The 12,319-nt window shown below is 38.7% G+C and carries 13 protein-coding genes; 10 read left to right on the top strand and 3 right to left on the bottom strand.

The window, feature by feature from the left end:
• The first annotated feature begins 7 nt into the window (after positions 1-7).
• The 8 genes from DJ533_RS15450 to DJ533_RS15415 are packed head-to-tail and all read left to right on the top strand — an operon-like array spanning position 8 to position 6,611.
• Positions 8-1,306: an NAD(P)/FAD-dependent oxidoreductase gene (locus DJ533_RS15450; protein ID WP_065994435.1), complete on the top strand. Its 1,299-nt coding sequence runs from the start codon at positions 8-10 to the stop codon at positions 1,304-1,306.
• Positions 1,306-1,860, top strand: coding sequence for a DUF3261 domain-containing protein (locus tag DJ533_RS15445; RefSeq protein ID WP_065994436.1), 555 nt, complete (start codon positions 1,306-1,308; stop codon positions 1,858-1,860). The genes DJ533_RS15450 and DJ533_RS15445 overlap by 1 nt, the downstream gene beginning before the upstream one ends.
• Positions 1,861-1,867: 7 nt before the next feature.
• The gene (locus DJ533_RS15440) at positions 1,868-3,067 is read left to right on the top strand and encodes a beta-ketoacyl-[acyl-carrier-protein] synthase family protein (protein ID WP_065994437.1); all 1,200 of its coding nucleotides are present in this window, start codon (positions 1,868-1,870) and stop codon (positions 3,065-3,067) included.
• On the top strand, positions 3,064-3,486 hold the full coding sequence (locus DJ533_RS15435; protein ID WP_065994438.1) for an ApeP family dehydratase: 423 nt from the start codon (positions 3,064-3,066) through the stop codon (positions 3,484-3,486). Before DJ533_RS15440 ends, DJ533_RS15435 begins: the two co-directional genes overlap by 4 nt.
• A gap of 33 nt (positions 3,487-3,519) precedes the next feature.
• The gene (locus DJ533_RS15430) at positions 3,520-4,245 is read left to right on the top strand and encodes a 3-ketoacyl-ACP reductase FabG2 (RefSeq protein WP_065994439.1); all 726 of its coding nucleotides are present in this window, start codon (positions 3,520-3,522) and stop codon (positions 4,243-4,245) included.
• Positions 4,245-5,480 carry a beta-ketoacyl-ACP synthase gene (locus DJ533_RS15425; RefSeq protein ID WP_065994440.1) on the top strand — a complete coding sequence of 412 codons (1,236 nt, stop codon included), beginning with the start codon at positions 4,245-4,247 and terminating at the stop codon, positions 5,478-5,480. Before DJ533_RS15430 ends, DJ533_RS15425 begins: the two co-directional genes overlap by 1 nt.
• 4 nt (positions 5,481-5,484) lie before the next feature.
• Positions 5,485-5,919: an excinuclease gene (locus tag DJ533_RS15420; RefSeq protein ID WP_065994441.1), complete on the top strand. Its 435-nt coding sequence runs from the start codon at positions 5,485-5,487 to the stop codon at positions 5,917-5,919.
• Positions 5,920-5,957: 38 nt separating this feature from the next.
• Complete coding sequence (locus DJ533_RS15415) at positions 5,958-6,611, top strand: 4'-phosphopantetheinyl transferase family protein (RefSeq protein ID WP_171488572.1); 654 nt, start codon at positions 5,958-5,960, stop codon at positions 6,609-6,611.
• 126 nt (positions 6,612-6,737) lie between these two features.
• Here the strand turns inward: DJ533_RS15415 and DJ533_RS15410 are convergent, their stop codons facing one another.
• A complete protein-coding gene (locus DJ533_RS15410) occupies positions 6,738-7,913 on the bottom strand; it encodes a thiolase family protein (RefSeq protein WP_065994443.1) in 1,176 nt (391 codons plus the stop codon).
• Positions 7,914-8,042: 129 nt separating this feature from the next.
• Positions 8,043-8,573, bottom strand: a complete 531-nt coding sequence (locus DJ533_RS15405; RefSeq protein WP_065994444.1) for a GspH/FimT family pseudopilin — start codon at positions 8,571-8,573, stop codon at positions 8,043-8,045.
• A 377-nt stretch (positions 8,574-8,950) separates the two neighbouring features.
• On the opposite strand from DJ533_RS15405, the gene omp38 reads away from it, so the two are divergent.
• Positions 8,951-9,976 (top strand): outer membrane protein Omp38, encoded by a 1,026-nt coding sequence (gene omp38, locus DJ533_RS15400; RefSeq protein WP_065994445.1) that lies wholly within the window; start codon positions 8,951-8,953, stop codon positions 9,974-9,976.
• 104 nt (positions 9,977-10,080) lie between these two features.
• A complete protein-coding gene (locus tag DJ533_RS15395) occupies positions 10,081-10,608 on the top strand; it encodes a cysteine peptidase family C39 domain-containing protein (protein WP_065994446.1) in 528 nt (175 codons plus the stop codon).
• A 406-nt stretch (positions 10,609-11,014) separates the two neighbouring features.
• Here DJ533_RS15395 and DJ533_RS15390 read toward each other — a convergent pair whose 3' ends face one another.
• Positions 11,015-12,220 (bottom strand): RtcB family protein, encoded by a 1,206-nt coding sequence (locus DJ533_RS15390; protein WP_065994447.1) that lies wholly within the window; start codon positions 12,218-12,220, stop codon positions 11,015-11,017.
• Positions 12,221-12,319: the final 99 nt, after the last annotated feature.

The following is a 12,319-nucleotide window of genomic DNA, read 5'->3' as shown; positions in this document are numbered from 1 at the left end:
GAGAATGATGAATTCAATTCAACATACAGATGTATTAATTATAGGGGCAGGACCTTCAGGCAGTTCAGCAGCCGCATTATTAAGAAAAAAAGGCTATGCGGTTACCATCATTGAGAAACAATATTTTCCACGTTTTTCGATTGGGGAATCTTTACTTCCACAGTCGATGGTATTTTTAGAGGAAGCTGGTCTATTAGATACCATTAAAAATCATGTTGAAGAACGTGCTTTTCAGTTTAAAAATGGTGCAGCTTTTTTAAAAGGGCAGCAACGTAGTTTTTATGACTTTACTGAAAAGTTTAGTGAAGGACCTGGCACAACATGGCAAGTACGTCGTGCGGATTTTGATCATTTATTGGCACAGCAAGCGGAGCAGTTTGGTACAGAAATTCGTTTTGGGCACGAAGTTGTGGCGGTGGATGTAGCATCTAAACATCCTATTTTGACAGTTAAAAATGAACAGGCTGAAACGTATCAAATTCAAGCTCAATTCTTATTAGATGCCAGTGGTTTTGGGCGCATTTTGCCCAAATTTTTAGACCTTGAAAGTCCATCAGATTTTCCTGTGCGTCGTGCAATTTTTACCCATATTGAAGATGGGATTTTGGATGATCCTGATTTTGATCGTGAAAAGATTTTAATTACGGTACATGAAAAAGATCCACGTGCATGGTATTGGTTGATTCCTTTTGCTGATGGTCGTGCATCCTTTGGTATAGTGGGAGAGCAAGACTTCTTTGATGCTTATCAATTTAATGATACTAGTCCTGAAACTTTGCAAGCGACATTTGCACGTATCCTAGCTGATGATCCAGCTTTGTCGCATGTGCTACGCAACAAAAAGTTTGATACCCCAGTAAGGACTTTGGTCGGGTACTCTGCTGATGTTAAACATTTAGCTGCACAAAACTATGCATTACTCGGTAATGCAGGTGAGTTTTTAGATCCTGTATTTTCTTCGGGTGTAACCATTGCCTTAAAATCTTCAAGTTTAGCTGTACCTTTAGTGGAGCGTACCCTCCAAGGGGGACAGGTAGATTGGATGCAAGAATATGAAAAGCCATTACGTAAAGGGATTCAAGTGTTTCGTGCTTATGTAGAAGCGTGGTATGACGGTGAGTTTCAGGACGTGGTATTTTCAAAAAATCAGAATGATAAAATTCGTCGTATGATTGCCTCTTTGCTCGCGGGTTATGCATGGGATGATAAAAATCCAATTCATAAAAATGCCAAACAGCGTTTAATTACGTTGGCGGAGTACTGTCGAGAAGGGCAGTCACCCGTGGCTATGGTTGGGATGGAATAATGCCGAATACATGGAAGAAGTGTGCTTTAACTTTGTTAATGATCATACCATTAAGTGCTTGTCAGCAGTTTTTGCCTAAAGCCCAAGGTTTAGCCACTACGCAATGGACTGCGCAGCATTATCAACGTCAAGATCAAGTTGAAGTACAGTGGAAAGAACATAGTTTTAGCTTTTTACTATATCAACAACAGACAGGTCAAGACTTGGACTTTTTGGCTTTGAGCTTAACGGGGCAGCAGTTGTTCAAATTACATTTCGATGGTCAAAAAGTCACTGTTGAACAACGTATCGATGCAATGCGGTTGTTACCTTTTGAATTTGTCGTCCGTGATGTTTTATTTGCAACTTATCCACGTTTTATTGAACATCCTCCTAAAAATGTTCAAGTAAATAAACTTGATACCAACAATGGCTTGGTTCAGGAAATTGAAATTAATCAACAAAAAGTATTAAATATTCGCCATACAACTGCACAGATTGAGGTGGAGAATGTGCAAGTGCCTTATCAAATGGTGTTTAGCGAAGTAGCCAATACTTTAGAAAATAATGAGTAAAATCCGGATGCCTGAACAGATAGATGCTAAATATCCTGCTGTGGGAATTCAACTTAGTGTTGGCTTGTCTGCTTTAGGGGCGGGGGCGCTACAGATGCAACAAGCATTGACCCAAACGGATAATACATTGAGTTTAAGACCAGACTTTATTTTGGATAAAAAAGTGTGGGTGGGTGCATGTCCAGTGGCTTTAATTGAATCTGTGCCAGAAGATTTAAAGTCGATTGAAACCCGAAACTTACGTTTTGCTTTAACTGCTTTACAAGGTATCGAGGCTGAGCTACGTTCATATACCGCCCAATTTGATCCTAAACGTTTAGCGATCATTATTGGAACTTCAACGTCAGGAATTGCAGACAATGAAGCTGAGTTGCAACGTCATTTTCAAGGTAATCAAAGTGCTCAAGTAGTGCAAAAAAAACAAGAGATGGACAGTTTAGCCAAAGCTTTACAACAGTATTTGGCTTGGGACGGTGTTGCATATACCATTTCGACAGCATGTTCCTCAAGTGCCAAAGCCTTAGCTGCAGGACAACGTCTGATCAATGCAGGACTTGCCGATGCGGTTTTGGTGGGCGGTGTGGATACCTTGTGTAAACTCACCTTAAATGGTTTTAATAGCTTAGAAAGTTTATCGAATAGTATTTGTCAGCCGTGTGGGCAACACCGAGATGGTATTAATATTGGTGAGGCAGCTGCTTTATTTCTGTTGAGTAAAGAAACAGCACCTGTGATGTTGATGTCAGCAGGTGAGTCGATGGATGCATGGCATATTTCAGCGCCGCATCCTGAGGGGCTTGGCGCAGCCAAAGCCATGCAAGCAGCATTAGAAATGGCAAATCTTCAAGCACAAGAGATTGGCTATTTAAATTTGCATGGCACAGCCACAGCACAAAATGATGCAATGGAAATTAAAGCGGTGCAGCACGTATTTCAAGATTATTTGGTGCCACTCAGCAGTACCAAACATAAAACGGGACATTGCTTAGGTGCAGCAGGGGCAATCGAAGCGATGATTTGTACACAGGTATTAAAAGATCAAACATGGTTGCCGTTGCATCAACATACTATTTTCGATGTTGAGATGGATGAGCAAAACTTTGTAGAAAATGCAAAATTACCTCATAAAATCAGCTATGTCATGTCAAACTCTTTTGCTTTTGGGGGGAGTAATATTAGCTTAATCTTTGGAACACAATTAGCATGAATATATTACCCAGTGTAAATGCAATAGATTTTATTCCCCATCAAAAACCGATGGTGTTTATTGATGATCTGGTTGAGATCGGGGAAAATTATGCTGTGGCACAGTTAAGCATTCGCCCTGAACTCATGTTTTGTGAAGCACAAGGTTTGCCAACATGGTCAAGTATTGAGTTAATGGCACAAACCATCAGTGCTTATGCGGGTTCACAAGGTCAAGCGTTAGGGCAAGCACCCAAAATAGGATTTCTTTTAGGCACACGAAAATTACATTTACCTGTGTCATTTTTTGAAATGGACAAGATCGTGACAGTCCGAGCAGAACGCCAATATTTGCATGAAGGATTGGGACAATTTGCCTGTGAGATTTATTATCAAGGTTATACAATCAGCGCTATATTGAGTGTATATGAACCTGAATAACAACAGTAAAATTTAAAAGATTAGGATATGTGTGTGACAAGACGAATTTTAGTAACGGGGTCAAGCCGAGGTATTGGAAAAGCCATTGCATTACAACTCGCACAAGCAGGCTTTGATGTCACCGTGCATGCACGTTCCCGAAAAGCTGAAGCAGAGCAAGTAGTTGCTGAAATTCAAGCAATGGGGCGTAATAGTCATGCCTTGTTATTTGATGTGACTGAGCGCACTCAAGTTCAACAATTATTAGAACAAGACATTGCTGAACATGGTGCATTTTATGGCGTAGTACTCAATGCTGGTTTAACCCATGATGCAGCTTTTCCTGCATTGAGCGACAATGATTGGGACGAGGTAATTTCGACTTCTCTTGACGGTTTTTATAATGTCTTAAAACCAGTCATCATGCCGATGATTCGTTTGAAAAAAGGTGGGCGTGTTGTGACCATGTCTTCTGTTTCAGGCGTAATGGGTAATCGTGGGCAAGTGAATTATAGTGCAGCTAAAGCTGGATTGATGGGTGCAACGAAAGCATTGGCATTAGAATTGGCAAAACGTAAAATTACCGTGAATTGTGTAGCCCCTGGTCTGATTGAAACAGAAATGGTCAGTGAAGAAGTTCAAGCGCATGCTTTGAAAATGATCCCCATGCAACGTATGGGACAAGTAGATGAAGTTGCCAAAGTCGTAAAATTCTTATGTAGTGATGATGCTAGTTATATCACACGCCAAGTCATTTCAGTGAATGGGGGCTTGATCTGATGAAACGTGTTGTTGTCACTGGTATGGCGGGGATTACCTCATTGGGTGAAACCGCTGATGCGATTTTTGTACAATTTGATGCAGCAAAAAGTGGTATTCGTTATATGCCAGACTGGGAGGTTTTTGCGGACTTACGCTGTAAAATAGCGGGTCCAGTCGAGCATTTTGACATACCTAAGCACTTTAATCGTAAAGTCACTCGTGGTATGGGGCGTGTCGCTTTAATGTCTGTAATCAGTGCTGAGAAAGCATTGATTGATGCTGACTTATTAAATGATCCAATTCTGCAAAATGGCGAAACGGGTGTGGCATTTGGTTCTTCTGCTGGAAGTGTGGAAGCGGTTGCTGAGTTTGGTTCTATGTTAAATGAAAACAACATGAACAAAATGAATGCAACGACTTATATTCGAATGATGTCACATACCAGTGCAGTCAATATGACGGTATATTTCGGTTTAAAGGGACTGACTTTACCGACTTCAAGTGCTTGTACTTCTGGTTCAATGGCGATTGGTCAAGCTTATGAAGCCATCAAATATGGCAAACAAACCGTTATGCTTGCAGGTGGAGCAGAAGAACTCAGTGCAGCAGGTTGTGCTGTTTTTGATGTTTTGCTGGCAACCAGTAGTATGAATGAGCATCCTGAAAAATCACCACGTCCATTTGATCAAAATCGAGATGGTTTAGTGATAGGAGAAGGAGCTGGTTGTCTAATTTTAGAAGAATATGAACATGCTAAAGCACGGGGTGCTAAAATTTATGCTGAAATTATCGGTTATGGAAGCAATACCGATGGTCAGCATGTAACACGACCCGATTCAGAAATGATGGGGCGTTGTATGCAGTTGGCGCTCAAAGATGCACAAATTTCTGCTGAACAGGTGGATTATGTCAGTGCTCACGGTACTTCTACGGATCAAGGTGATATTGCTGAAACACAAGCTACTGCACGTATTTTAGGACGTAAACCGATCAGTTCATTGAAAAGTTATTTTGGACATACATTGGGTGCGTGTGGTGCAATTGAAGCGTGGCTTAGTCTAGAAATGATGCAAAGACAACGATTTATTCCTACATTAAATTTAGAAAATATTGATTCACTTTGTGGAGATTTAGATTATATTGTGGGGCAAGCTCGAACAATAAATGCCGAAATATTGATGAGTAATAATTTCGCTTTTGGAGGTATTAATACTTCCATTATTTTCAAAAAAATAGATCACAAACAAGGGTAATCATATGTCTATTAAAAATATTTGTATCGCTTTCACTTTGGGGCTAAGCGGGATGGCTTCTGTACAAGCTGCAGATTCTATGCATCAATTTAATTTTAAAGAAGCTGTTGACCGCGCTGTTGCCGATGGCGTTTTGGATGGTTCTGTAAAGTTTTATTTAGCAGGGACAAAATCAGGTGGTCAGATTTTACAAAAAGGTTTGGTCACCAATAAAAAGACCAATGGTTTTGGAAAGTCTGCAGAAAATGCTTGTGATCATGTATTACGCTCAGCATTGATTCAATTTCAAAATACTGCAAAATCTCGTGGAGCGAATGCAGTGACCAATATTACCAGCTTCTATAAATCAAATGAAACACGTAGCACCACAACCTATGATTGTGCCAAAGGTACAGCAGTGGCTGGTGTTACACTAAAAGGTGATATTGCAAAACTCTAAGTTAAATTCTATTTAGAAGTGCAAAAATGATTGAGCCAATGAAAAATACAAAGATCCATATCCATGTTCAAGCATTGGCTCAGTTTATTCATTTAACACAAGCAAACTTTGAAAAATTACCAGACTTTAATTATTATAAAAAAAATCAAATTTATCAGCAGCGTAATCAGTACCTCTCTGCATTTTTACAGCATAATATTTTAGACCAAGATATTCTTAAAACCGAATTTGGTAAACCTTATCTTAACCATTTTGAAAATATAGCCTTTAACCATTCACATAGCCAAAATCATTATGCTTTGGCAATTTCAAAGCACATGCAAGATATTGGTGTAGATATTGAAGATTTAGAGCGCAAAGTTCGTTTTGAGGCTTTGGCAAAACATGCTTTTCATCCACAAGAATACCAAACTTGGCAAGATTTGGACTGTGATCCTGAATACTGGTTCAAGGTCTGGACAAGTAAAGAAGCTGTGTTAAAAGCATCAGGTTTGGGCATTCGTTTGAATTTGAATGAATTAAATACCCATGCGCATCCGTTTGAAAATGGCGGAATTTGTGCTCATTCGTTGATTGGCGTATTTGCTTATCAGAGTTATCGTTTGCCACATTGTATGCTCACGATTGCATGGCGTTCAGAATATTCATGTAAAGGCTTTGCATTTCCACAGATTGAAATTATCTCACATTAGTTTTCTGACTTTTCAAAACTGAGTAATAAAAAAGTTCATCTGAAGAGCTAATGCTAGCCAATTTTTATACGGACTAGCATCAAGCAACCTTAATAGATTTTCGCATTCAGTTTTATAAACTGAAAATTATAAAATTTCGACTGCAACAGCCGTTGCTTCGCCACCACCGATGCACAGAGCAGCAATACCTTTTTTACCACCTGTACGCTTAAGAGCATGTATTAACGTTAAAATAATACGTGAACCTGTAGAGCCAACAGGATGACCCAATGCACAAGCTCCCCCATTAATATTGACTTTTTCAGCGTCTAGCTTGAACTCATCAATTGGACACATGGTCACCATTGCAAATGCCTCATTGATTTCCCATAAATCAACATCTTGAACATCCCAGCCTGCTTTATTCAAGACTTTTTGAATAGCACCCACAGGAGCAATAGTGAATTCAGAAGGATGTTGCGAGTTTGAAGCATAAGCGACAATTTTTGCTAAAGGTTTTAAGCCTTTTGCAGACGCATATTCAGCAGACGTTAACACTAACGCAGATGCACCATCAGAAATTGAACTTGCATTGGCAGCCGTAATCGTGCCATCTTTAGCGAAAGCTGGACGTAAGCTTGGAATTTTTTCAATATTGGCATTAAAAGGTTGTTCATCTTTATCAATAATCACATCGCCTTTGCGACCTGAAACAGTGACAGGGACAATTTCATCTACAAAAAAACCTTCATTAATCGCATTTTGCGCACGTTTTAATGAGCGAATTGCAAACTCATCCATTTGTTCACGGGTATAGCCTTTGGTATTTGCCATGTCTTGTGCAAATGATCCCATGAGACGACCTGTTTCAGCATCCTCTAAACCATCAAAGAACATATGATCTTTGATTTCGCCATGCCCCATGCGGAAGCCGCCACGTGCTTTTGGCAGTAAATAAGGTGCATTGCTCATAGACTCCATACCACCTGCAACAATCACATTGGCAGAACCTGCTTTAATTGCATCAGCAGCTTGCATCACTGCTTTCATTCCAGAACCGCAAAGCTTATTAATAGTCACGGCACCTGTTGTATCAGGAAGCCCTGCTTGACGCATTGCTTGGCGTGCAGGACCTTGCTTTAAACCAGCCGGTAGAACACAGCCCATAATTACTTCTTCAACATCGGTAGGTTGTAAACCAGCACGCGCCACAGCTTCCTTGATTACAGTTGCACCAAGCTCAGGTGCAGTTACACTTGCCAAGCTGCCTTGGAATCCACCCATTGCAGTACGGGCACCATTGACAATTACGATGTCTATCATTGTTCTAATCTCCACATTATTTTATGTTAAATAAACCGCGTCTTATGCAGTATATGAAAAAAGATATAAGAATAAAGTGACTTATTGATAGAATTGTGGACTCTAGAGATCAATTTCATCCTTCAATTTTTAGCATGTTGCTGTCGATTCTTGTCTTAGATGTGCCATCTGTCCCATTTTAAAGCGTAAATGCAGGCTTGAATCATCTAAACTACAATAATAAAAGCTACCTGATGATCCCCTAGGTAAACCAGTATCAGCTCGAAAAGCTAATAATTTTTGATGAGTAATACTGCCAGCCCATTTTAAAGAGCCATACTTAAACTGCGTTTTTGTTTCTTGTAATATGGGCTCATTACTATCACGTTGTTTATTATTATTTTTGTCTATGAAAATAAGAATACTCCTATTCCATTGATCATCTTGACAAGATTGAAGATCAGAGGTTGAGCAAATAATAATCGTACTATGATGTAAAATAGCACTATTTTTTGCAAATTTTATATGCTGATCAAGTAAAGGGAAAATATTTTTTCGTTCTCGCTCTTGCAGTATATGAAGATAATATGGAGTTGATATACTGGCAAGAATGCCGATAACACAAACACAAATGACAAGTTCAACCAAGGTTAAACCGTATTGTTTACAATATAAATACATGTTTAATTCAACTTTAAAATTTTTATGTTGATGAATTTAAATACTTTTCTATTTATTTACACAGTAACAGACAAGTTTGTAAAATATGTATTACTATCGTATTGTTTTGCTGTTAAAATAAAGATATTGCAAAGAGTAAGGTATTCACAAAGATAATCGAGTAAAAATTTACCGAATTACAACGGAAATTGTAAGTAATTTTGTCAATAATAAGCTTGATTAAAGTTATCAAGCACTTGGAAAAAATCTCAAGTGTTTGTATGATTCAACGTGAGTAGCTTAAAAATAATACTGGGGTATATATAAAGCTTATCTCAGGAAGCCAAAGAAATTTTAGGCTGAGTTTGAACAACAATTGTTATCTCTGGAGGATATCCATGAAATTGAGTCGTATCGCACTTGCTATGCTTGTTGCTGTACCATTAGCTGCTGCTAACGCTGGTGTAACTGTAACCCCATTATTGGTTGGTTATACGTGGCAAGATAGCGAGCACAATAATGACAAGCTAACTACCCATGCAGAATTACAAGATGATTTATTCGTTGGCGCTGCTCTTGGTGTTGAATTAACACCTTGGTTAGGTTTTGAAGCTGAATATAATCAAGTTAAAGGTGATTTAGAGGGTACTGGCAAAGCTGGTGCTGAATATAAACAACGTACGGTTGCTGGTAACTTCTATGCCACTTCTGACTTAATCACTAAAAACTATGACAGCAAAATCAAACCTTATGTATTATTAGGTGCTGGTCAAACTAAGACTGATTTTGATGGTATTTATGCGGATAAAGAAGATACTATCGGTAATGCAGGTGCAGGTATATTCTGGCGTTTAAATGATGCTTTATCTCTACGTACTGAAGCGCGTGGTACTTATGACTTCGATGAAAAGTACTGGAGATATACAGCACTTGCTGGTCTTAACGTAGTTCTTGGTGGTCACTTGAAACCTGCTGCACCTGTAGTAGAAGTTGCTCCAGTTGAGCCAGTTGCTCCTACTCCTGTAGCGCCAGCGCCACAAGAGATTACTGAGCCACTTAACATGGAACTTCGTGTATTCTTTGATACAAACAAATCAAATATCAAAGCACAATACAAACCAGAAATCGCTAAGGTTGCTGAGAAGTTAAATGAGTTCCCGAATGCGACTGCTCGTATTGAAGGTCACACAGATAACACCGGTCCACGTCAATTAAACGAACGTTTATCTTTAGCGCGTGCTAACTCTGTTAAATCTGCTCTTGTAAGCGAATTCAACATTGATGCATCTCGTTTGTCTACTCAAGGTTTCGCTTGGGATCAACCGATTGCTGACAACAAAACTAAAGAAGGTCGTGCTATGAACCGTCGCGTATTCGCTGCGATCACTGGTAGCCGTACTGTTCTTGCTCAACCAGCTCAATAATATTGAGTCACTGAGTGATAAAAACGACTCTTCGGAGTCGTTTTTTTATGTAAGTTATTTAAGGATAATAAACTTCTGGGTTGAAAGGTAAGTGAAGGTTAGCTATGAGTATGCCTGATGAAATTTTAAATTTACCATTAAACTGTGGGGTATTTGCTTTATGGTGTGTAATTCGCCAATATGGTTTGGATATTTCACCTGCTCAATTGATTGAATTATCTAAACATGATGCTGAAGAAGGTACCTTTACGATTGGTCTAGCTGTCGCATTGTATAAGTTAGGCTTTGATCTTACTTTTTATACAGATATTGATTTGAATCAGCATCTTAAAGAGCAAGATGCGTATTTTGAAACAGGGCAGTTAGCAATTCCTATTTTACCTGCTTTAAGTTATCCAGCAATTCAGCATGAAATAGAAAATAATCAAGCATTGGTCATAGTTTTCTATGATGATTTGGAAGGCGTGGGAAATCATTCGTTGGTGTATAGTATTGAAGAAGATGAAATTTGCTTTTTTGATAGCTTAGAACCGATGTCACGACAAGTTTTTGAGCGACAACGTCGAGCGGAGGGTATTTGTCAGCAAGCGATTGTAATTCATTGTTATCATACAGTTGAACAACTGAGTTAAAAGCATATTAAAAGTAATACTCAGCCTAAAAAATAAATTTTTCTTTTATGTTGGCATAACTTATATTGTGTTGAAAAATAATGAATATCTTTTAAAGTCGTACAAAACTCTGTACTGTATTTTTGTTATAAGAATCAATACAGCCACAAGATAGCTAAGATATTTTACTAATGCTAATAATCCTATTATTTAACCTAAGAGTAGCACTCACATATTAAGTCATTATAAAAAGCAATTTTTATTAAATTTATTTCAAAGACCACTAAAACTTTAAAAAGAAAGAATTCAGTAAGTTGATTTACTGAACTCTTATCTCAAAGAGGAAACTTAAGACGTTATGCAAGTGTTTAATCGCACTTATATACCGTACCTTAAGACGCGAGAAGTTGGATATTGTATTTTAGCTTTAACCTTTAACGCACATGACTTGTTTGAGGGTGTGAACGACCTCAATTAAGTCAGTTTGATTAGCCATTACTTCATCGATATCTTTATAGGCACTCGGAATTTCATCCACTACACCTTTATCTTTACGGCATTCGATTCCTTGTGTTTGCGCAATTAAGTCTTGCTGACTAAACAGATTTTTGGCTTTACTGCGGCTCATACGACGACCTGCGCCATGCGAACATGAGCAAAATGAATCTGGGTTGCCTTTACCTTTGACAATGAATGATTTCGCACCCATTGAACCTGGAATAATACCGTATTCATCAGTACCTGCACGAATTGCACCTTTACGTGTCACAAAGACTTCTTCACCAAAATGTAGTTCTTTCTGCACATAATTATGATGACAATTGATGGCTTCTTTGGTCATTTGAAAGCTTGGTAAAAGTGGACGAATTGCTTCTAAAATAAGGCGCATCATTTCACGGCGATTCTCATAAGCATATTCTTGTGCCCATTCTACAGCTTCAAAATAATCCTCAAAACTGTTTGAACCTTCAGCAAAGTATGACAAATCTTTATCAGGTACATGCCCGAATCGATTTTGCGCTTCTTTTTTGGCACGTTCGATAAAGTAGGTGCCAATCACATTTCCTAGCCCTCGACTCCCAGAATGCAACATGACCCAAACATCATCATTTTCATCTAAACAAAGTTCGATAAAATGATTCCCACCACCCAACGTGCCAATTTGTTTTTGCCATGTTGAATCAAAATGACGTAACATGCGTTTCAGTGCAGGATGCTTATCGGTGATCAGTTTTAAGCGTTTGTCCAATGGTGCGAGAGTCGAAGCTTTAGCTTTGATTTGCTTATGCATTTCAAAACCGACTGGGACTTTTCGTTCAATCGCGTTACGTAATGCACTTAAATTATCAGGTAATTGCTCTGCTTTTAAACTTAATCGCATTGCGTTCATGCCACAACCAATATCTACACCGACTGCCGCAGGAATAATAGCATTTTTAGTCGGAATGACACTGCCTACTGTTGCACCTTTACCTAAATGCACATCTGGCATCACTGCAATATGGGAGTGAATAAACTGTAATTGCGCCATTTTTCGCAATTGTGTCATGCTTTCTTCATCGACATCATTGGTGTAGATTTTTACAGGAACGCCATACTCTGCTTTGGCGTTCAAAATTTTTTGTATGCCCATTTGAATTTCTCTAAGCAATTTTATATTTGTCCGAATATTCTTTTGCCTTATATTTTTAGACATAAAAAACCTAGCGAATGCTAGGTTAAGAATCTTGGC

Source organism: Acinetobacter defluvii (assembly GCF_001704615.3).
Taxonomy (GTDB): Bacteria; Pseudomonadota; Gammaproteobacteria; order Pseudomonadales; family Moraxellaceae; genus Acinetobacter; species Acinetobacter defluvii.
This window is presented reverse-complemented; position numbering and strand designations above follow the sequence as displayed.